Genomic DNA, 21,524 nt, shown 5'->3' with positions numbered 1-21,524 from the left:
GTTCATGTATTATTCTCCCTGAGGATCTAACCGATAAGCAATCAGCTCAAAATCGGGTGTATACGTAAAAGTGCCGTGCAGAAGTCCTTTTCCTTTGAGCATGAAATCAAGAATATGGGAATCTCCTGGAGCCATCGGCAAATGAGGCACATCCTTTACGTCATGCCATTTTAAAATGCCTTCCTCTGACTCTGTTACGTTTTTTCCGGTAAATGAATCTGCCATAAAGGTGAACATCATCCATTCTTGAACGATTTGATCGCCTTCTTTTATGATAAAGGTAAAAACACCTTTCAGCTGCGGATTTAAAATATAAATACCTGTTTCTTCTCTATATTCTCGAACGACTGAATCCTTGACCGATTCTCCGCTTTCCATTTTGCCGCCCGGTGCTACCCACCAGCCCCGTCTTGGCTTTTGCAGCAAGAGAACTTGATCTTCGTGATGCAGCACACAATTGGTTACTCGTTGCATCAGCTGTCACCTACTCTTTTATGTCTTTAACTTATTATACAGGTTCAACCTGACTCCCACAATGAACATGCCCGTTCTTCCCCGAAAACAGACCGGTTTTCGTTTGAATGATGTAACGAGCCATTTCTCTACTCTTTATTTTACAGCATCTAACGGCTCTCCATGCGTCATTTGTGAACATCTCGTGAATTTCTGATTTTAGGCAAAAAAAAAGGACACGGATTCACATCCGTGCCAAACATGTATTCCTTATAAAAGGGGGTCAATTACTAGTTTTATCATAACGGAAAATTATTTCACCCGTGTTACATTCCAGTTAAAAGCCCATGACGCTATATTAAGGATTTACGACAGCCAATTATTTCGTTGCTTTGAGTTTTTCAGTAAGCTCTTCTACATAATGCTGTGCGCTTTGTGCTGCAATACTACCGTCACCTGTTGCTGTGACAATTTGACGAAGTGTTTTTTCCCGAATGTCACCAGCTGCGAAAATACCTTCCACTCTCGTTTCCATTCTTTCGTTTGTCTCGATGTAGCCTTCTTTATTTGTAATGCCGAGATTTTCAAACGGTTTAGACAGTGGCAGCATTCCGATATAGATAAAGGCACCGTCTGTTTTAAACTCTTCTTCTTCACCAGTCACCGTATCAACCAATGTCACACTGCCGACTTTCCCGTTTTCTTCATTGATCTGTTTCACGGTTTTGTTCCACATGAAGTCAATTTTTTCATTATCAAAGGCACGTGCTTGTAAAATGCTTTGTGCACGAAGCTTATCGCGTCTATGGATAATCGTTACTTTAGAAGCGAAGCGTGTGAGATACACACCCTCTTCTACAGCAGAATCTCCTCCGCCAATGACGACAAGCTCTTTGTTTTTAAAGAATGCTCCGTCACATACTGCACAATATGATACGCCGCGGCCGCCAAGTTCTTTTTCACCTGGTGCACCGATTTTTTTGTATTCAGCCCCTGCCGCGATAATGACAGAGCGTCCTTTGTATTCTTTTGAGCCGGCTTTGACGATTTTGTACTCTTCACCGTTCACGATTTCTTTGATATCGCCATATGCATATTCTGCGCCGAATTTCTTCGCATGCTCAAACATTTTATTTGAAAGTTCCGGCCCTAAAATACTTTCAAAGCCAGGATAGTTCTCGACATCTTCCGTATTCGCCATTTGTCCGCCAGGAATTCCTCTTTCAATCATTAATGTTGAAAGATTTCCCCGTGATGTATAAACAGCGGCTGTCATTCCGGCAGGACCCGCTCCAATGATGATCGTATCGTAGATTTTTTCTTCTGACACAACTGTCACTCCCTCTTCAATTGCTGCTCGCATTTCTTATTAGAATGCCCTTGGGTGATGCTTCCATTCATGACAGAGAGCATCATTTCCACTCTTAGCTTTTATTCCTTACCCATATCCTATTAAATCTGCGGGGAATAAGCGAATCATTTGCTCATATCTTCAAAAAAAGAAAAAGCTTCCTTAAACTGCTGTTTAAGGAAGCCTGTTTACGGTTATATAAAAAGTAATGATTTATTCAACGACTCTTCTTACAACGCCATTGAATGCTTTTTTCCAGTATACGTTGCTCATTGAGTCAACTGAAACACCGCGAGAGCTGTTATCGTTCAAGAATGTACCATTTCCTAAGTAAATACCAACGTGTCCATTTACTTTATACGTATCAAAGAACACAAGGTCTCCGCGTTTCATGTCAGATGCACTTACAGCTCTTCCTTTACCTACAAGCGTATCTGTTGTTGTACCGCCAACTGGTCCAAGGTTGATGCCTGCTGATGCAAATGCCCAGCGAACGAATGAAGAACAGTCAAAACGACGAGCGTCAATATCGGCTTGTGATCTGCCGCCGCCCCATTTATATGGAGATTGTCCAACAATAGTAGAACCTGTGCTGATCGCACCTTCGATTCCGCCTACGTTACTGCTGACAGGTGATCCACCGCCAGTAGATGGCTTCTTGCTTGGTGAACTGCTGTTGCTGTTATTGTTGTTATTAGATGACCCACTGTTACTTGAAGATGGGCTGCTATCGTTATTTGAGCTGTTGTCTTCCGCTTGAACACTAGCTTGACGCTGCTGCTGTTGTCTTTGCGCTTTTTCTTCTTTTGCTTTTTGTGCTGCTTCTCTTGCTTCTTTTTCAGCTTGTTTTTGTGCAGCGATTGTTGCGTCCTTTTCAGATGCAATGCTGTTAGCCTCACTGTTTAACTCGCTGATTTCAGAAAAAGCACTTCCTTTTTGCTTTTTCACTTGCTTGAATAGCTTGTCTTTTTCATCAAGCTGTTTATTCAAGTCTGATTGAAGTGTTTCAAGCTTTGCAAGTGTGCTTTGCACATTTTCAAGCTTTGTGTTTAATTCGTTTTCAGACTTTTGAAGCTCTGCTTTGTCTTTTTCCTGCTCTTTAATGATTTCACTGTCTGCGTTGATCAGTGTAGAAACTGCTCCTGCACGGCTGATGAAATCGCTAAAGCTTTTTGCTCCCAGTAATACATCTATGTATTTTGTAGAACCGCCGCTCTCTTGAAGGGCACGTACACGCTTTTTCAAGAACTCGTTTCTTTCTTCAATACGTTTTTCTGTATCAGCAATTTCTTTTTTCAGTGCTTTGATTTCTTTTTTTGTTTTTTCATTTTCTTTTTGTTTTTCTTCGATTTGATCACTTGTTTTTAAAGCTTTCTCATCAATATCTTTAAGCTTTTGTGCAAGTGCCTCTTGTTTTGCTTCAAGCTTTGAAAGCTCTTCTTTTTTCTTTTGAAGATTCTTGTTTACCTCAGATTGTTTGCTGTCTAATTCTTGTTTCTTTTGTTCAAAGTTCTGTGCGTTTGCTTCATGTGTAAATGGAATAAATAAACCGCTCGCTCCGATCACCGAAGCTAAACCGAAAGTAATAAACTTTTTCACGAATAGTTCCTCCTTTGACAATTTCCCAAGCGACATTAGAAAGCAGCAAATTCTCTGCGACCAATCTGTGCTCTCTATGTCTTTCTTCCTGATTGTTCAGTCAGATGTTGACCAGATTGTTTCTATCACTAGGTGTTTCATTATGTATAGTAAAATATTTAAATATCTATCTTTGTTTTAATCCACGATTTTCATTATACATGAGACATCGACAAAATGAGCTAATATTTTTATTACATTTATGTTTCAAAAACATGTCGTGATTGTCATACTTCGCCAATTCCTTGCAAATCCCACCTTTTTATCCAAGAAAAAAGCATGACCTTTTCGGCCATGCTGGGACGTTCTGAATCTATTTACCTATTTAATCGATTAACGTACAGATCTCTCGTTCGTATTTTGACAGTGTTTGAACACTGATTTGAAAAGCAGACGCAATGTCTTTTTTGCTGACAGCTGATTCTTCTTGTTCATTCATCCATAGATAATAAGATGCTGCTGCCCAGGCAGGCGCATTTTTCTTATCAATACCAGAAGCACGTGCCTGCTGAATAATATGGAATAACCAAAAATAAGGCATATGGCTGTCAGGCTGAACGGCTTCCTCCAAACTGGATGCCGCCTGTTTTGCAAAAACTGCATCTTCTGAAAAAGACTTTTCTTTCATTTCATCTTCATACAAAAGCAGTTCTATGAATTGCTGTTCAAAAGCGGTTTTCGCGGCGCGTGCATCAAGGACAGACTGCAGAACGTCACGTTCCCCTTTTTGTTTACTGACATAATACGCAGTCAGCCGTTCCTCAATCGAGACCATTGGCTCAGTCACCTCAGGTTTATCCTGCCACGGCTTGATTTCATCTGCGTCGATGTCTTCTTCGACCATCTTATCCCAAACCGTTTGGGCGAGCGTCTTGTGGCCTGTATGATAGGCTGCGCTTGCAAGCCAGTATAAAAATGTACTATCTCCTTGAAAACCTGTTTTGTACAAAGAATAAAGCCATTTAAAGGCCCATTCAAATTCTCCCACAAGGGCAAATGTTGCACCAAGCTTATAACGCTGTTCACTTAGTATTGGATACACGTGCGTTAATTGCTTCGCTAACTTGTTGACCTTCTCTTCTTCTTTTTCATAATGGTAGAAGACTAGCTGATTGCAAAGGGCATGCAGATTACCGGGATTTTCATGAAGGACCCGGTTCAACATTTCTTTCGCCTGATGGATTCGACCAGAATAAAAATAGGCCAAAGCGAGATTATTATACGCTGACCAAAATTCTGGATACTCAACAATCATCTGTTCCAGCATCTCAATGGCTTCATCGAGTCTGCCGCTTTCTAGCAAATGGTTTGCTTGATCCTGCTTCACAATCAGGTCATCCTGATCATAAGGAAAATCTTCGTCTTCTTCGTCGCTCATATCGAGCAAGTCAAGAAGGTCCTCATTTTCATCCGCAAATTCCCCGTTCTCTTCCAGCGCGGCATAAGCAGTAGCTGATTTATATGCCTCTTGAAATAGTCCGAGGTTGGCATAATTATTGGCTTTAAAGTAGTGACACTCAGACATGTTTTCATCGATGTGTTCGAGGATGAAATCAAGCAGTTCATTTGATTGCTGGTAATGACCCATTTCAGTATAAATAATGGCAAGCTGTGACAGCATCTCTACATTTTCAGGCTCAAGTACGATGGCCCGCTGTATCAGCTTACTTGCCCTAGACAGATTTCTTTCTCTATATGCTTTAAGACCTTTATGAAAAAAGTAATGCCCATCTTGAAATAGCTGGACGACTTGTGTGTGATTATTTTGAGAAGTGTATTTACTCACCGATACCCTCCATTTCGAACAGTGTACCGTGTGTAGTATAACATACTTCACCAGTCGTCACATAGAACAAAAGGAAAGGAAGGATTTGTTTTTCATTTAAAAATAAAAAGCCTGGGATATCCCCCGGCTTTTCATTCACCTTGATGACGCTTTTTTAATACCTTTAATACATCATCAAGCGGCAATTGCTGTTCACGTAATAATACAAGAAGATGATAGAGGAGGTCCGCTGTTTCCCATTTCAATTCTTCTTGATCCCGGTTTTTCGCTGCAATGATCACCTCAGACGCTTCTTCCCCTACCTTTTTCAGGATTTTATCGACCCCTTTTTCAAATAGATAGGTAGTATAAGCACCTTCGGGCATTTCCGCCTGACGCTTTGCAATGACCTGTTCAAGTTCATTTAATATCGCAAAACGATCCTGCTCTTCGCCTTGACGCTTTACGCCTTCTTCCGAAAAACAGCTATAGCTGCCAGTATGACAGGCTGGGCCGCTTGGCGCGACAAGGACAAGCAAAGCGTCCTTGTCACAGTCATATCGAATAGACATCACTTGCTGGGTATGTCCAGAAGTGGCGCCTTTGTGCCAAAGCTCGTTTCTCGACCGGCTATAAAACCATGTTTCACCTGTCTCCAGCGTTTTTTCATAGGATTCTTGATTCATATATGCCAGTGTCAGTACTTCCTTACTTTGAGCATCCTGTACAATCGCAGGAATCAGGCCTGCTTCATTAAAAGTTAATTCATTTGCCTGTTTCATCTGACCTTCACCCCGTGTTCTCTCAAATATGTCTTTACCTCATGAATGGACGTTTCTTTATAATGGAAAATGGAGGCTGCTAATGCTGCATCAGCTTCTCCTTTTGTAAAGGCCTCCAGCATATGCTGAGCATTGCCAGCACCGCCAGAAGCGATCACTGGCACAGTGACTGCCTGTGATACAAGCTTTGTCAATCGATGATCAAAGCCTGTCTTTTCACCATCGGCATCCATACTTGTCAGTAAAATCTCTCCTGCACCTCTTTGCACAGCTTCCTTCGCCCAGTCGCTAACCTCTAAATCTGTTTGACGGCGTCCTCCGTGTGTATAGACCATGTATGCTTTTTTCTCTTCATTGTATTTTGCATCAATTGCGACAACGATACACTGGGAGCCAAAAAAGTCAGCACCTTCTGAAATCAGTTCCGGCCTTAACACAGCTGCTGTGTTGACAGATACTTTGTCTGCACCCGCTCTTAATATACGCTTCATATCATCAAGATGGTTAATCCCGCCTCCCACCGTAAATGGTATGGCAAGAGTGGACGCGACTTGTTTGACCACATCCACCATCGTTTTCCGGCCTTCATGCGAAGCAGAAATATCAAGAAAGACGAGTTCATCCGCCCCTGCCTCATCATATATCTGCGCTAATTCTACCGGATCACCAGCATCCTTTAAGCCTAGGAATTGCACTCCTTTGACAACACGCCCTTCCTTCACATCAAGACATGGGATGATTCGTTTTGTCATCATATGCGGTCAAGCCCTTCAAATGCTTCCGCTAAAGTAAACTGCTTCGTGTAAAGTGCTTTTCCAATGATCGCACCAGACACACCAGTCTCTTTTTGCGCTGACAGCTTTTGAAGATCAGCTACCGCGCTGACACCGCCTGAAGCAATCACTTGTTTGCCGGTTGCTTCTGCTAAGCGAACCGTGCTTTCCACATTGGGACCAGTCAGCATGCCATCCATTTGAATATCGGTGAAAATAAAGACCTCTGCGCCTTCCTTTGCCAATTCCCTGCCGAGTTCCTCTGCCTTCACTTTAGACGTTTCAAGCCATCCTTCAGTCGATACAAAGCCATTTCGTGCATCAATCCCAATCGCGATTTTCTCTCCATATTGCGCCAGCATTTTTTTCACAAAGGCTGGGTTCGAAACAGCTGAGCTGCCGAGAATCACTCTATCTACGCCGCTCTTTAAATAAAAGGCAACGTCTTCTTCCGTTCGAATACCGCCGCCGATTTGTACCTTCACATCTAAAGATGATGCAATCGCCAGCACATGCTCATGATTGACACGTTTCCCTGCTTTTGCACCATCTAGATCCACAAGATGAATCCACGTTGCTCCATCCTTTACAAATTGCGCGGCCATGTCGAGCGGTGAATCTCCATAAATGGTTTCTTGATCATAATCACCTTGTACAAGACGTACACATTTGCCATTTCTCATATCAATCGCTGGATATAATGTAAACTCACTCATTTGCTCACCCTCTGTTCGTTTGCTAATTGAATAAATTGTTTGAGCAGCGCCATTCCCGTTGTACTGCTTTTTTCAGGGTGAAACTGTGCACCAAGCACATTTCCCTTGCCAACGATTGCTGGTACTTGAACACCATAGTCCGCGCTTGCTAATTGCTCATCTGGATTCATATCACTCACATAATAAGAGTGAACAAAGTATGCAAATCCTTCTGGTACACCGTCAAACAATGGGGAGGGCTGATGAAATGTGAGCTCATTCCACCCCATATGAGGCACCTTCAGCCTTTGCCCGTCCTGATCACGATCTTTTAAAAGAACGACACGCCCTTTTAACAGCCCCAATCCTTTTGTGCGGCCTGCCTCTTCGCTTTCTTCAAATAACAGCTGCATGCCAAGGCAAATGCCAAATAACAGCTTTCCTTCCTGCACAACTTGATGGATAAACGCCTCAAGTCCAGTCTCTTTTAACAGCTGCATTGCATCACGAAACGAACCGACCCCGGGCAAAATATAAGCATCTGCTCTTTTCAGCTCCTCCACATCAGAGGAAACGATATAACGGGCACCTGCTCGTTCCAGTGCTTTTGATACGCTGAACAAATTCCCCATTCCGTAATCAATGACTCCGATCATTAGAGCATCCCCTTTGTCGAAGGAATTCCTTTCACACGTGGATCAATGGTTGTTGCTTCATCTAAGGCACGTGCCATCGCTTTAAAAATGGCTTCAATCATATGGTGTGTATTGGTTCCGTAGTGAACAATGACATGAAGGTTGATCCGGGCTTCAAGTGCAAATTTCCACAGAAATTCATGTACTAGCTCTGTATCAAAGGTACCTACCTTTTGACTTGGAAAGGCCGCTCTCATTTCCAAATGAGGACGATTGCTTAAATCGACCACGACCTGGGCAAGAGTTTCGTCCATCGGAACAAAGCTTGAACCATACCGCTTAATTCCCTTTTTATCGCCTAATGCTTCCTTAAACATTTGCCCAAGCACAATGCCGATATCTTCTGTTGTGTGGTGATCATCAACATCCGTATCTCCTTTCGCATCGACAGTCAAATTAAAGTGTCCATGCTTCGTAAATAAATCAAGCATGTGCGTCATAAAAGGGACGTCTGTTTGAATATCCGCTTTTCCTTCTCCATCAATTTCTAGTGCTAATGAAATGTTCGTTTCATTTGTTTTTCTCGCTGTTTTCGCCTGTCTCATTACGATTCCTCCCGCTTTCTCGCTTCAATCGACCTTGCATGTGCTTCAAGCCCTTCTAATCTGGCAAAAGCGGCAATGCTTTCCCGGTGTGTTTCAAAGGCCTCTTGACTATATGAAATAATGCTCGTTTTCTTTTGAAAATCAGTCACACCAAGCGGGCTGGAGAATCGAGCTGTTCCGTTTGTTGGCAGCACATGATTCGGTCCTGCAAAATAATCGCCCACCGGCTCTGGACTATAGCGTCCTAAGAAAATCGCGCCCGCATGCTTGATTTGACCAAGAAGTGATTCTGGATATGCTGTCAGCACCTCTAAGTGCTCAGGCGCTAATTGGTTGACGACGTCTACTGCACGATCGATTGATTCCGTCACGTAAATACGGCCATGATCTTGAATGGATTGTACTGCGATTGATTTCCTCGGCAAAGTATCAAGCTGCTTTCTGACTTCAGCCTGCACGCTTTCAGCAAGTGTCTTAGACGGTGTCACCAAAATACTAGATGCCAGCGCATCATGCTCTGCCTGCGAAAGTAAATCCGCCGCTACCTCATGCGCGACTGCTGTTTCGTCTGCTAGAACTGCAATTTCACTTGGACCTGCAATCATATCAATATCTACCTGACCAAATACTTCCCGCTTTGCCAACGCTACATAAATGTTCCCTGGACCTGTGATTTTATCAACAGGCTTGATGCTTTCCGTTCCATAGGCAAGTGCCGCAACCGCCTGTGCTCCGCCCATTTTATACATCTCAGAAATACCAAGCTCTTTCGCCGCAGCCAGGACAGCGTCAGAGAGACGTCCATCTTTACCAGGGGGTGTCACAAGAACGATACGTTCAACACCAGCGACTAGCGCAGGGATCACATTCATTAAGACGGATGATGGATACGCCGCTGTTCCGCCCGGGACATACACACCTACCGCATCAAGCGGTGTTACCTTTTGACCAAGCATTGAGCCGTCCTTTTGGTGATAAAACCAAGAAGAGGTCAGCTGGCGCTCATGGTATGTTCGAATATGCTTGATGGCCGTTTGGATAATCTGAATCACCTCTTTGTCCAAGCGGTCAGAGGCTTTTGCCATTTCATCCTCTGTAACAAGCGGATCTTCAATCAACACACCGTCAAATTGCTTTGTAAAAGACCGTACAGCTTCATCACCATTTGTTCTCACTTCTTGTATAATGCGCTGAACAGCCTGACGCTGCTCTTCTGTTCCTGTATCTAAAGACCGTTTGAGTGAGAGAGTATCTGTCTCACCTTCTTGTATGCAGGTGATGTTCATGATGATTCCTCCCCTTCTCCTTCAATAATTCGTGCAAGACGCTGTGCCATTTCATCGATCACCGTATCCTTCATCCTGTAGCTCACAGGATTGACAATAAAACGTGACGTGATATCACAAATATGCTCCGTTTCCACAAGTCCATTTTCCTTTAGTGTTTGACCTGTAGAGACGATGTCTACAATGCGATCGGCAAGCCCAATGAGCGGTGCTAATTCAATGGAACCATTCAGCTTAATGATCTCCACCTGCTCCCCTTGCTCTCTAAAATAGGACGATGCAACATTTGGGTACTTTGTTGCCACACGCGGTGCGACACCACCCCAGCTCGCTCCTGGCAAACCAGCAACAGCTAAATGACATTTACTGATGTTTAAATCGAGCACTTCATACACATCACGAGCTTCTTCGAGCATGACATCCTTCCCTGCAATGCCAACATCCGCCACACCGTGCTCTACATAGGTGGTCACATCCATTGGCTTGGCTAAAATAAAGCGTAGGTTTTCTTCTGGTACATCTATGATTAATTTTCTTGAATCCTCGAATTCCTCTGGCAGCTGGTATCCCGCCTGTCTTAACAGCCCGGCTGCTTCTTCAAATATCCGGCCTTTTGGCATCGCCATCGTCAACACTTTACTCATTTCGCTCTTCCTTTCTAGCGCCGATAAAATAAGTCACCTGTTCAAATGTCTTGGTCATCGCGTCAATATTTTCAATCCCCGCTAAGTCTTGCAGGACGACCTTTTTCCCTTTTGAACGCTCCTTTTCTGCAAAAGCAAAAGCTTCAAGTCTTTGTTCTTTGCTAAAAATCACAGCCTCCTGCGGCTCATTGATCTCTTTTGCATCGAGCGCTTCAAGAAGACGATCTAGTCGAAGCCCGAACCCTGTAGCTGGTGCGGGTGCATTAAAATGAGCAAGTAATTGATCATATCTACCGCCACTTCCGATGACCGATCCAACATGATCAGCAAATACTTCAAACAAAATACCCGTATAATAGCTCATATGACTCACCATGCTTAAATCTAAACGGATATATTCTGTACAGCCGTAATCTTCAAGTGTCTCCCATAGCGACTTTAGCTGTGCGAGCACCTCTTTTCCTTCTTGTGAAACAACGATTTCCTCTGCCCGCTCTATAACCTCTTGGCCGCCTCTTAACTCTAAAAGCTGTAACAGCCTCATTTTATCGATGGAGGAAAGCGGTAATTGTTTCACATGCTGACGGTACCCCACATAATTCTTTTCATATAAGAAGCGGCGAAGGACGTTTGCACGCTCTGTATTTCCGAGTACATCGACAAATAACGTTTCTGCTAAAGCGACATGCCCGATCGCGATTTTGAAGGACCTTAGCCCGGCATTTTTTAAGGCAAATACGGCAAGTGCGATGACTTCAGCATCTGCACTAATTGAACCATCTCCAATCAGTTCAATTCCGACCTGCTCAAATTCTGACGGCCTTCCGCCTTCTCTTTCCTGCGCACGAAACACATTGGCTGCATACCCGACACGAAGCGGATACGCCTGTTCATGAAGCTTAGAAGCCGCCACCCTTGCAATCGGACCTGTCATATCAGGTCTCAGTACAAGAGTTTGCCCGTTTTGATCAAGAAGCTTAAAAAGCTGTGTATCAGTAATCGCCGATTGCACACCGACTGTATCGTAAAATTCAAGCGTTGGTGTTTCCATCAAACGGAAACCCCAACCATTCATGACCTCTATTAAAGAATGTCTCACTTTTTTCTTCGTCTCATACAATCCAGGTAATGAATCCCGCATACCATATGGTTTCTCAAACATAAACATGTTTCTTCCGCACCTCCAACACATTAAAACAAAAAATTCCGAATCCTTTAGTTCGCTAATATGATAATATGCTAACAAAATAAAGTGATTAAATCAATCATTTTTATTTCTCTCTATTTTCATCAGCATATTCTGGAATTATTACATTCAAGTGACACCTGTGCCTTTTCTGCATGTTCGGTGAAGGAACGTGCTATAATACTTAAAAATATTGAATAACACAGGAGATTAACAGTGAAGTTCATCCAGACATTAATCTTAACTTTGTTGTGCGCATGTCTTGTTTATTTCGGCTTTATATACGTTTCACAAATCGACCAAGTCAAGAAAACAGCTTCGCCGCAAGAAGCAGCAAAAGAAAAAGAAAACGATACGGCACTCGCGGCTGAAGAAACTCGTTCAACAAAAAAAGCAGAAACCACACATCATTCACTAAAAGGAAGCAAAAAAGCCATGGACGTCATTCTCTACAATCAAATGGATGCACCAAAGCTTTATAATGGATGCGAAGTCACGAGCTTAGCGATGCTGCTTCATTACAGCGGCTATGAGCACGTAACGAAAAACGCATTGGCAAATGAAATCAAACGTGTTCCGCTCAATTATGAAAATGGCTTAAAAGGTGACCCTCATGACGGGTTTGTAGGCGATATGGAGAATGGCCCGGGCCTTGGGGTTTACCACGAACCGATTTATCAGCTTGCGAAAAAATACGCGGGCGATCAAGTGGTCGACTTAACCGGAAAGCCTGTTAAAAAGGCCATCTATCAGTCACTTGAAAAGGGCTATCCTGTCTGGGTGATTACGACATCCACCTTCGACAAAACCGATAACATCGAAACTTGGAATACACCAAATGGCAAAATAGATGTAAGCTTTAATGTGCATAGCGTAGTCATCACAGGCTATGACAAGGAGCATGTCTACTTGAATAACCCATATGGAGAAAAGAATCAAAAGGTCGACCGTGATCAATTTGAAGATTCTTGGGAACAGATGGGCAGTCAGGCGATTATCATTAAAGCGTAAAAAAACAACCTCTATCCGCATAGAGGTTGTTTTTAAATGATTTATTTTTCTAGAAATTCCTTCAGGCGGCCTTCAAGCTTTTCAGCCGTCATCGCACCTCCGCCCAGGCTGAAGTATTCATCCCCTCTTTTTAATAAAAGTGTAGGATAGCCATTCACATGAAGTTGATGAACCTTCGCAAAGTCAGCATATGCATCATTGATCGCTTCTTTTGTTTTCATACGTTCAATGACGGCGTCAGGATCAAGATCATGCGCCAAAGCGATCTCCCGATACGTTTCTTCATCACTCAGACTTTTTCCGTCTTGATAAAAAGCCTTTTGCATCGATGAAGCCAAGTACAATGAACGCTCAGGTGCGATGGATCTTAATGCAGAAAAACCAATGGCCGCAGCCTCAGAGTCTAAAAGGAGCGTTCCGTTTGCTAGAACCTTCTGATAACGTTCACCAAACTCGACACCAGTCAGCTGACTAATACGCTGATTTGCTTCTGGAATGTGTGGATAATCCTTTATCGGAAGACTCCTATCCCCTACAAATAAACCACCCGACACAAGTGTTAGTGATATATCCGGATGATTTTCATGCAAAGTTCGGATACTGTTTGAAAATCCATAACACCAGCCACAATACGCATCCCATACATAGATGAAAGACAATTCCTCATTCATACGTTAGAAACCCCATTTATCATTTACAGGCTGCCATGAAACCGCTTATTCAGCTTCAGATACAACGGTAAAACGTTCTCCAACATGGGCTGCCTGCTCCACTTCATCAACCAGTGCAATGGCGTAGTCAGCATAGCTTACATAGCTGTCACCTTTAGAATTGACAATTAGATTGTCTTTCCCTTTCACATAAGAACCCGTACGTTTGCCAGCTGGATTAAAGAATGCAGCAGGGCTGAGGAATGTCCATTTTAATCCCTCTGACTGTTGAAGATCTTTTAGGTTTTCTCCTTGCTGTGAAGCCGTAGCAACATATTCTTTAGGAAATTCTGGTGTGTCCACAAGTCTTGTTGTTTTCGCCTCATCTACAAATAGACTTCCTGCTCCGCCCACAACAATTAAACGAGTCTCAGGTGCCTCTTTTAAAATATCGATCAGCTTTTTCCCAGCTTCTACGTGAAGATGCTCCCTTCCAGCAGGTGCGCCAAATGCATTCACAATCACATCAAAGCCTTTGATGTCTTCTGCTTGCAAGTGAAACACATCCTTCTCAAGTACAGCTAGTGATGAATCAGTCACCTTTTGTGCATCACGGACGATTGCCGTAACTTCATGTCCTCTTGATTGAGCCTCTTTCACAATCTCTTGTCCTGCTTTACCTGTTGCGCCAATAATTCCAATTTTCACGTTAACTCCTCCTGCAATATGGTTTTATGTTGATAAAGAAAGATGTAACTAATACGGTTACAATAGAGGTAAAAAAAATTGAATAGATCATCCAATTTTTTTGATTAACACATGCGTTAGTTCACTTAATTTGATCTCAGCAAGTACTTGCTCCATCGCACTTTGAGCCCGGCATAAAATTAATTCAAGCACCGCTTGAATATTTGCACCGATCGGACAGTCAGGATTTGGGCTTTCATGAATTTGAAACAATTCACCCTCATCTACGACTTCAACCGCTTTATACACATCGAGCAATGTGATGTCGTCTTCACTGCGGTTCAGCTGAGAACCACCTTTGCCAAGACTCGTTGAGATTAGGCCTGCTTTTTTTAATTTACTCATAATACGGCGGATGACCACTGGGTTGGTATTCACACTTCCTGCGATATCCTCCGATGTCTGTAAAGATCCTTTTTCAAGTGATAGCAAGGCCAGAATATGGACAGCGACAGTAAATCTGCTGCTGATTTTCATGTTTTCTCACCTCTGTTGTAATCATTATAGTTACACCATGTCACATTGTCAACAAAAAAGTCTGCCGAGCTACTCAGCAGACGTAGATTGACGCGCTTCCATTTCTTCCTTCGTATAAATCATGCGCATTGGATTTCCTCCAACAAATGAGCCTGCTGGCACATCCTTATGAACAAGTGTACCAGCCGATACGATCGCTCCATCCCCAATGGTCACACCAGGTAAAATAGTGGAATTAGCTCCAATTAAGACTTCATCACCAATATAGACTTCCCCAAGTCTGTACTCTTTAATCAAATACTCATGGGATAAGATGGTCGTGTTATAACCGATTACACTATTTCGACCGACGGTGATTTTCTCAGGAAACATCAGATCCACCATCACCATTAAGGCAAACGCCGTATCCTCTCCGACCTTCATACGAAGAAAGGTCCGGTATATCCAATTTTTCATTCCCATAAACGGCGTGTACCTTGCCATTTGAATAAAAATGAAATTTTTCACCACTTTGAAAAAGGGAACTGTCCGATAGACTTGCCGCAGCGAATTGACCCCTTTTACAGGATATCGATCTGTTTTTCTCAACTTAATCAGCTCCAACAATAGCCAGGAGATCACTCATTTTCTTCAGCATGAAGTCAGGGCGATGCTTTAAAAGGGCCTCTTCTCCCTTAATAGACCAAGCCACACCTGCCGTTTTTGTCCCTGCCGCTTGACCAGACAAAATGTCGTGATAATTATCACCGACCATCACCGCTTCATGCGGATCACTGCCAAGCTTTGATAATGCCAGCTGAACAGGCTCTGGATGCGGCTTCTCATTTTGCACATCATCGAGCGTCACAATGACCTCAAAGAACGGCTCTAAACCGGTCAGCTTCAATCCCATTAAAACCGTATCCCGTATCTTCGTTGTGACAATACCGAGCTTAAATCCTCGATCCTGCAGGACTTTCAATGTGTCTAAAACGGTCTCATATTCAGTCACAAGCAGATCATGCTGCTCATGATTAAACGTGCGGTACATCTGGATCATATCATCCGTCAAATCAGGGTCCATCGCAGAGAATGTATCAAACAAAGACGGACCAATGAAATGAAGAATATCCTCACGACTGTACTGACCAGGGTAATAATGATCCAGTGTATGCTGAAATGAAGCAATAATTAATTCATTTGTATTGATTAATGTGCCATCTAAATCAAATAGCACTGTGTTGATCGTCGATTCGTTCATATGGCTTCCTTTCTAACAGCTGCAAGTTCCCGCTTCCGCCAAATATAGCTAATGGCAGCTGTCAATAAAATTGCAGAAATCAGGCGGATAACAAGAAGCGGCCATACTGGAATACCCAGTGGAAGAAAAATCAGCGTATCTTCGACCACTGCATGGCAGGCAACGAGGAAAATAAAAGCAAGGGTTAAGTCCTTTTTGCTCACACCATCCTCTTCCACTGCCTTCATCATCACGCCAGCTCCGTACGCCAGACCAATCGTTAATCCAGCCACCATCGTCATAGACGTATTTTCCTTCATTCCAAGCATTCTAGTAAAAGGTGACAGCCACTTAGAGAGCGTATGAAGCCACCCTAAATCTCTCATGAATTGAATAATAATCATGAGCGGGATGACGATACAGGCGAGCTGGAGCACACCGAGTACAGCTTTTTGTAAAGCAAGCAGGACGATCATGTACCAGCTAGAAGGCACATCAGCCGCCTGAGCTGCACTCAAAAGTCCATATTGCGCCGGCTCCTCGCCTCCCTGCCAAACGAGATGAATGACAATTGCAGAAATAACAGCAAGACTAATTCTGACCAACAAAATCACAGACACTCTCAGTCCAACCTTTGCTGCCACTGTCGATTCGATGATCAGGTTATGGCAAAAGGACAGCATGACTGCCAAAATAAACACTTCCTTCACAGGAAGCTCTAATGTCAAAATGGCTGCAATCCCCGCATACAAGTTCAGCATATTTCCTAATACAAGCGGAATCGCTGCTTCTCCCGAAAGACCAAACAGTCCCATAAACGGTCGAATGAATTGGATGATCCAATCCATGACAGGCGTATGCTGCAAGATACTGACGAGAATGGTCACTGGAAAGATGACTTTGCCAAGTGTCCAGGTTGTCGATAGCCCTGCTTTCAAGCCGTTTTTCCATGTCTCTCTCATCTCTTCTGATCCCCCCTGCTTAATTCGATGAGTTGTTTTCTTTATACGGAATCGAGGCGTATCCTTTCATTCTTCTAAAGAAAATTAGTAGAACAGCCACTGCGAATATCGCAATCGAAATCATCTGTGCGATTCGAAGGTGCTCTGTCAGCATTAAGCTGTCTGTTCTCATCCCTTCTATGAAGAAACGGCCGATTGAATACCAAATTAAATAAGACAAGAAGATTTCGCCTCTGCGCAGCGATGTTCTGCGTAATAAAATCAATATGACAACACCAACAAGATTCCATAATGATTCGTATAAGAACGTCGGGTGATAATAGGTACCATCAATATACATTTGATTAATGATAAACTCAGGCAGATGCAAATTTTCTAAAAAGGTTCTTGAAACCGCCTCACCATGCGCTTCTTGGTTAATAAAGTTCCCCCAGCGTCCAATTGCTTGCCCTAGTAAAATACTAGGTGCTGCTACATCCGCTATTTTCCAAAAGGATATCTTTCTCACTTTTGTAAAAATGATGGCTGTCAGCACGGCACCGATTAGCCCGCCGTGAATCGCAATTCCACCATTCCAAATCTTGATGATTTCGTTTGGATGCTGCTGATAGTAATCCCATTCGAAGGATACATAATAAATTCGCGCACAAATAATCGCTATTGGAATAGCAAATAAGATTAAATCAATAAACAGATCTTTATTGATTCCTCTTTTTTCACATTCTCTCAATGCGAGCCAGAGTCCAAGCAAGGCCCCGACCCCAATAATCACACCATACCAATGTACCGAAATAGGTCCGAGCTGAAAAGCGATCGGATCAATTGGCTGAATTGCTTCGTTCATATAGTCAACTCCTATTCATCCTGACCATTGTCTTCAATGACATCGGCAAGTTTACTTGTAAATTGTTCCGCTGCATTATGTCCCATACGTTTCAGCCTGAAGTTCATCGCAGCCACCTCAATGATGACCGCTAAGTTTCGACCTGGCCGCACAGGGATTGTCAGCTTCGGCACATCTGTATCGATGATACGCATTTTCTCTTCTTCAAGTCCTAAACGATCATACTGTTTGCCTTGTTCCCAAAGCTCAAGGTTCATCACAATCGTAATTCTCTTATAGCTTCTGACAGCGCCTGCTCCAAATAAGGTCATCACATTAATAATGCCTAACCCGCGGATTTCTAAAAGATGTTCAATCAGCTCTGGTGCACTTCCGACTAACGTATCCTGATCCTCTTGACGGATTTCCACGCAATCGTCTGCAACCAGGCGATGTCCCCTCTTCACTAATTCTAAGGCTGTTTCACTTTTTCCTACTCCGCTTTTCCCAATTAATAATACACCTACACCATATACATCTACGAGCACGCCATGAATGGCAGTCGTTGGTGCCAGCTTACTTTCTAAAAAGTTGGTCAATCGACTCGAAAGTCTTGTCGTTTTTAGGCTAGATCGTAAAACGGGCACGCCATTTTCATTTGATGCTTCGATTAATTCCTTCGGTACATCACGATCTCTTGACAAAATAATGGCAGGGGTAATATCTGTACAAAGAGACATCATTCTCTGCTTTCGTTCGCGTTCTGGGAGCTGTTCAAAAAAAGAAAGCTCTGTTTTCCCTAAAAGTTGAACTCTTTCTTTTGGGTAATATGTAAAATAACCAGCCATTTCAATACCTGGTCTGGAAAGATCACTAATTGTAATGGGACGATTAATCCCTTCTTCCCCACTTACCAGTTCAAGATGAAATTGTTCCATTATGTCCTTCGTACGAACTTTCGGCACGCTTCTTCCTCCTTTTATCACAGGCGATTCAGAAATACAGCTCTATTTTATCACTTTCAATGATGAACCCAAAACAGTATTTTATCCTGATCCTGTTTCACCGACCTAACTGGTATAGACAACTATACTTAAAAAGAGTAAACTTAAATGAAAGATAACGAATAAGGGGGCTCAAACATGAGCGGTTCTTTATTGCTCTCCAATATTCATATTGTGACAAAGACAAAGATCATTGAAAACGGTTTTGTCGGTTTACGCGATGGCAAGATTGACTATATTTCAACATTACCGCCGACAGGAAATTATGAAAAAGTATATATTTCCCGGGAAAACTTTTATTTACTCCCTGGAATGATTGATATTCACATCCATGGCGGATATGGTGCAGACATGATGGATGCGACAGAAGAAGCGATGAATACACTCGCTGACAACCTTCCATCAGAAGGAACGACAAGTTTTTTAGCGACAACCATCACACAAAACCATCATGAGATTGAGCAGGCACTTAAAAATGTCGCTCAGTGGAAACAAAGTAATGAAGAACAAGCAGGAAGTCAGGCGCAATGTCTAGGAATCCATCTAGAAGGTCCATTTATTTCTAAAGATAAGGCAGGGGCACAGCCTGTTCAATGGATTAAACAGCCCGATATTCCGCTTTTTAAAAAATGGCTGGATGCTTCTGATCAACTCATTCGAATTGTCACGTTTGCGCCTGAGGAAGACACAGATTTTGCTTTTCTTTCCCTGTTACAGGAAAAGAACATGATTCCTTCTATTGGACATACGAATGCCCATCATGACATGATAAATTTAGCAGCTAAGCATGGTGCACGCCATGTAACGCACCTTTATAATGCTCTGAGTTCGTTTCAGCATCGTGAACCGAACGCTGTAGGTGCTGCTCTTACGAATGAGAACCTTTTTACCGAGCTAATCACAGATGGGATTCACTCCCATCCTCTTTCCATTAAGCTTGCGTATTTGGCAAAAGGAAGTGATCGTTTAATCATGATCACAGACTCGATGCGTGCAAAAGGGCTCGGTAATGGATCGTACGAATTTGGCGGTCAGACGGTCACAGTCAGCGGCGAAAAAGCATTGCTGGAAGATGGTACACTTGCAGGATCGATTTTGCAAATGAAAGATGGCGTCAAACGGATGAAACAGCTCACAAATTGTGAGTGGACAGAGATTGCGAAGATGACCTCAACCAATGCAGCCGCCCAGCTGGGACTTGATCAACAGCTCGGTTCCATCGAAGTTGGAAAACTAGCAGATTTGGTGATTTGGGATGAATCTGGTGAACTGATGATGACGATCTGCCGTGGACAAATCGTCTTTGAAAAAAAGGAGGTCAACCACTAATGAACATCATCGAATTTGAAAGCAAGGACCAATTAGGAAAAGAAGCAGCCGACATTATTGCACATGCAATAGCTGCTAAACCCGATGCCGTACTTGGCCTAGCAACGGGCGGTACACCTATTGAAACTTACAAAGAGTTAATTCAACTTCATCAAGCGCATCAATTGTCTTTCATGCAAACAACAACAATCAATTTAGATGAATATGCAGGACTTGATCCAGGACACGAAAATAGTTATATGACCTACATGAAACGTCATTTATTTGACCATATTGATCTCCCTCAGGGCCAGTATTTTCTTCCTAATGGCAATGCAGCTCATTTAGAAAAGGAATGCTTAAGATATGACCAGCTCATTGAGGATGTAGGCGGCATCGATCTTCAGCTCCTTGGAATCGGTCAAAATGGACATATCGGTTTTAACGAACCCGGTACCCCTTTCAACTCAAAGACTCATGTCGTGCAATTAGATGAAAACACGAGACAGGCTAACGCAAGATACTTTTCTTCTATTGATGAGGTACCTACACATGCGATCACAATGGGAATTGCGAGCATTCTTTCAAGTAAAAAGATTCTCCTTCTTGCTTCGGGAAAATCAAAAGCGAAAGTGATACAATACTTAGAACAGGCAGAGATTCATCCAGACTTCCCAGCATCTGCACTGAAACTTCATGAAGATGTGACGGTTTTGATTGATCGAGAAGCTGGATCACTACGCTAAAAACGAGAGGATTTTCACATGTTTATTGATAAGCAGTCACCTATTCCGATGTACCATCAGATTATGGAGAACCTGAAAAAACAGATTGAGGATGGAACATTAGCACCTGATACACTCATTCCTTCGGAAAGAGAATATGCCGAACGCTTTGGTATTAGTCGAATGACTGTCAGACAAGCCTTATCTAATCTTGTGAACGAAGGATATTTGTATCGACAAAAAGGAAAAGGCACCTTTGTTAGCCGGAAAAAATTTGAACAGCCGCTTCAAGGCTTAACAAGCTTTTCAGAGGATATGCACCAGCGAGGGCTCAAAGCATCAAGCCAGCTGATTGACTTCAAAAAAACCTCATGTCCAGAGCACTTGCTGCCAGTCTTACAGCTGTCTAATAGTGACGCTGTATTTGAACTAAAACGGATACGCCTTGCAAATGATGAACCGATGGCGATTGAAACGAGCTATATACCTGAAAGATTTGCAGGAGATTTAACAAAGGAACATTTAACTGGCTCTTTATATGAATATATAGAAACTCACACTGGCCATGTTATTGCTCATGCCAAACAGGAGCTTGAAGCCAATGTTGCCTCAAAGGAAGAAGCACACTTGCTGTCTATTCTAGCAGGAGACCCTGTGCTGTCCATAACAAGAACGACTTTTTTTCAACAAGACATTCCATTTGAGTATGTTGTTTCCGTTTATAGAGGAGATCGTTACAAGCTTATTCATACAATGGAAAGATAAACAGTGCCCCTGACACGGAG

General features: G+C 42.9%; 24 protein-coding genes. 4 read left to right on the top strand and 20 right to left on the bottom strand.

The genetic code is table 11. The features are described from left to right. Window positions 1-9: 9 nt before the first annotated feature. The 12 genes from V6Z54_RS10335 to V6Z54_RS10280 all read right to left on the bottom strand — a co-directional run bounded on the left by V6Z54_RS10335 (window position 10) and on the right by V6Z54_RS10280 (window position 11,795). Window positions 10-474, bottom strand: coding sequence for an 8-oxo-dGTP diphosphatase (locus tag V6Z54_RS10335; RefSeq protein WP_024423553.1), 465 nt, complete (start codon window positions 472-474; stop codon window positions 10-12). 358 nt (window positions 475-832) lie between these two features. After that, on the bottom strand, window positions 833-1,783 hold the full coding sequence (gene trxB, locus V6Z54_RS10330; protein WP_139037419.1) for a thioredoxin-disulfide reductase: 951 nt from the start codon (window positions 1,781-1,783) through the stop codon (window positions 833-835). Window positions 1,784-2,017: 234 nt separating this feature from the next. Beyond that, window positions 2,018-3,403, bottom strand: a complete 1,386-nt coding sequence (locus tag V6Z54_RS10325) for an NlpC/P60 family protein (protein ID WP_073978945.1) — start codon at window positions 3,401-3,403, stop codon at window positions 2,018-2,020. 364 nt (window positions 3,404-3,767) lie between these two features. After that, window positions 3,768-5,228 carry a tetratricopeptide repeat protein gene (locus V6Z54_RS10320; RefSeq protein WP_041088129.1) on the bottom strand — a complete coding sequence of 487 codons (1,461 nt, stop codon included), beginning with the start codon at window positions 5,226-5,228 and terminating at the stop codon, window positions 3,768-3,770. A gap of 131 nt (window positions 5,229-5,359) precedes the next feature. Further along, window positions 5,360-5,989 (bottom strand): bifunctional phosphoribosyl-AMP cyclohydrolase/phosphoribosyl-ATP diphosphatase HisIE, encoded by a 630-nt coding sequence (gene hisIE / locus V6Z54_RS10315; protein ID WP_041088127.1) that lies wholly within the window; start codon window positions 5,987-5,989, stop codon window positions 5,360-5,362. Beyond that, window positions 5,986-6,744 (bottom strand): imidazole glycerol phosphate synthase subunit HisF, encoded by a 759-nt coding sequence (hisF, locus tag V6Z54_RS10310; RefSeq protein ID WP_041088125.1) that lies wholly within the window; start codon window positions 6,742-6,744, stop codon window positions 5,986-5,988. Before hisF ends, hisIE begins: the two co-directional genes overlap by 4 nt. Then, window positions 6,741-7,478, bottom strand: coding sequence for a 1-(5-phosphoribosyl)-5-[(5-phosphoribosylamino)methylideneamino]imidazole-4-carboxamide isomerase (gene hisA, locus V6Z54_RS10305; RefSeq protein WP_041088123.1), 738 nt, complete (start codon window positions 7,476-7,478; stop codon window positions 6,741-6,743). The genes hisF and hisA overlap by 4 nt, the downstream gene beginning before the upstream one ends. After that, window positions 7,475-8,113 (bottom strand): imidazole glycerol phosphate synthase subunit HisH, encoded by a 639-nt coding sequence (hisH, locus tag V6Z54_RS10300; protein ID WP_073978943.1) that lies wholly within the window; start codon window positions 8,111-8,113, stop codon window positions 7,475-7,477. The genes hisA and hisH overlap by 4 nt, the downstream gene beginning before the upstream one ends. Continuing rightward, a complete protein-coding gene (hisB, locus tag V6Z54_RS10295) occupies window positions 8,113-8,697 on the bottom strand; it encodes an imidazoleglycerol-phosphate dehydratase HisB (RefSeq protein WP_024423560.1) in 585 nt (194 codons plus the stop codon). The genes hisH and hisB overlap by 1 nt, the downstream gene beginning before the upstream one ends. Next, window positions 8,697-9,983, bottom strand: a complete 1,287-nt coding sequence (gene hisD / locus V6Z54_RS10290; protein ID WP_338527290.1) for a histidinol dehydrogenase — start codon at window positions 9,981-9,983, stop codon at window positions 8,697-8,699. The genes hisB and hisD overlap by 1 nt, the downstream gene beginning before the upstream one ends. Beyond that, complete coding sequence (hisG, locus tag V6Z54_RS10285; RefSeq protein WP_039181668.1) at window positions 9,980-10,627, bottom strand: ATP phosphoribosyltransferase; 648 nt, start codon at window positions 10,625-10,627, stop codon at window positions 9,980-9,982. Before hisG ends, hisD begins: the two co-directional genes overlap by 4 nt. Then, the gene (locus V6Z54_RS10280) at window positions 10,620-11,795 is read right to left on the bottom strand and encodes an ATP phosphoribosyltransferase regulatory subunit (protein WP_338527289.1); all 1,176 of its coding nucleotides are present in this window, start codon (window positions 11,793-11,795) and stop codon (window positions 10,620-10,622) included. The genes hisG and V6Z54_RS10280 overlap by 8 nt, the downstream gene beginning before the upstream one ends. A gap of 234 nt (window positions 11,796-12,029) precedes the next feature. Between V6Z54_RS10280 and V6Z54_RS10275 the strand changes: the two genes are divergently transcribed. Beyond that, window positions 12,030-12,824, top strand: a complete 795-nt coding sequence (locus tag V6Z54_RS10275; protein ID WP_073978941.1) for a C39 family peptidase — start codon at window positions 12,030-12,032, stop codon at window positions 12,822-12,824. Window positions 12,825-12,865: 41 nt separating this feature from the next. Here V6Z54_RS10275 and V6Z54_RS10270 read toward each other — a convergent pair whose 3' ends face one another. From V6Z54_RS10270 to hprK, 8 genes are all read right to left on the bottom strand, one after another. Next, on the bottom strand, window positions 12,866-13,495 hold the full coding sequence (locus V6Z54_RS10270; protein ID WP_041088110.1) for a DsbA family protein: 630 nt from the start codon (window positions 13,493-13,495) through the stop codon (window positions 12,866-12,868). Between the two features lie 45 nt (window positions 13,496-13,540). After that, window positions 13,541-14,182, bottom strand: a complete 642-nt coding sequence (locus V6Z54_RS10265; RefSeq protein ID WP_073978939.1) for an NAD(P)-dependent oxidoreductase — start codon at window positions 14,180-14,182, stop codon at window positions 13,541-13,543. A gap of 87 nt (window positions 14,183-14,269) precedes the next feature. Next, window positions 14,270-14,698, bottom strand: coding sequence for an Rrf2 family transcriptional regulator (locus V6Z54_RS10260; protein WP_024423567.1), 429 nt, complete (start codon window positions 14,696-14,698; stop codon window positions 14,270-14,272). 69 nt (window positions 14,699-14,767) lie between these two features. Further along, on the bottom strand, window positions 14,768-15,286 hold the full coding sequence (locus tag V6Z54_RS10255) for an acyltransferase (protein WP_024423568.1): 519 nt from the start codon (window positions 15,284-15,286) through the stop codon (window positions 14,768-14,770). Window position 15,287: 1 nt separating this feature from the next. Further along, the gene (ppaX, locus tag V6Z54_RS10250; protein ID WP_041088108.1) at window positions 15,288-15,938 is read right to left on the bottom strand and encodes a pyrophosphatase PpaX; all 651 of its coding nucleotides are present in this window, start codon (window positions 15,936-15,938) and stop codon (window positions 15,288-15,290) included. Beyond that, window positions 15,935-16,879, bottom strand: a complete 945-nt coding sequence (locus V6Z54_RS10245) for a nucleoside recognition domain-containing protein (protein ID WP_041088107.1) — start codon at window positions 16,877-16,879, stop codon at window positions 15,935-15,937. Before V6Z54_RS10245 ends, ppaX begins: the two co-directional genes overlap by 4 nt. Window positions 16,880-16,898: 19 nt before the next feature. Continuing rightward, window positions 16,899-17,723 carry a prolipoprotein diacylglyceryl transferase gene (lgt, locus tag V6Z54_RS10240; protein WP_041088106.1) on the bottom strand — a complete coding sequence of 275 codons (825 nt, stop codon included), beginning with the start codon at window positions 17,721-17,723 and terminating at the stop codon, window positions 16,899-16,901. A gap of 11 nt (window positions 17,724-17,734) precedes the next feature. Next, entirely contained in the window at window positions 17,735-18,667 is a 933-nt protein-coding gene (gene hprK / locus V6Z54_RS10235) for an HPr(Ser) kinase/phosphatase (RefSeq protein WP_024423572.1), read from the bottom strand. A 177-nt stretch (window positions 18,668-18,844) separates the two neighbouring features. Between hprK and nagA the strand changes: the two genes are divergently transcribed. From nagA to V6Z54_RS10220, 3 genes are read left to right on the top strand one after another with little or no spacing between them, the layout of a single operon-like run. Then, a complete protein-coding gene (gene nagA / locus V6Z54_RS10230) occupies window positions 18,845-20,035 on the top strand; it encodes an N-acetylglucosamine-6-phosphate deacetylase (protein ID WP_338527288.1) in 1,191 nt (396 codons plus the stop codon). Continuing rightward, window positions 20,035-20,760 (top strand): glucosamine-6-phosphate deaminase, encoded by a 726-nt coding sequence (gene nagB / locus V6Z54_RS10225; RefSeq protein WP_041088102.1) that lies wholly within the window; start codon window positions 20,035-20,037, stop codon window positions 20,758-20,760. The genes nagA and nagB overlap by 1 nt, the downstream gene beginning before the upstream one ends. Window positions 20,761-20,778: 18 nt before the next feature. Further along, window positions 20,779-21,504 carry a GntR family transcriptional regulator gene (locus V6Z54_RS10220; RefSeq protein WP_041088100.1) on the top strand — a complete coding sequence of 242 codons (726 nt, stop codon included), beginning with the start codon at window positions 20,779-20,781 and terminating at the stop codon, window positions 21,502-21,504. The last annotated feature ends 20 nt before the right edge of the window (window positions 21,505-21,524 follow it).

The organism is Bacillus sp. MAG717A (genome assembly GCF_036884855.1).
Taxonomy (GTDB): Bacteria; Bacillota; Bacilli; order Bacillales; family Bacillaceae; genus Bacillus; species Bacillus safensis.
This window is presented reverse-complemented; position numbering and strand designations above follow the sequence as displayed.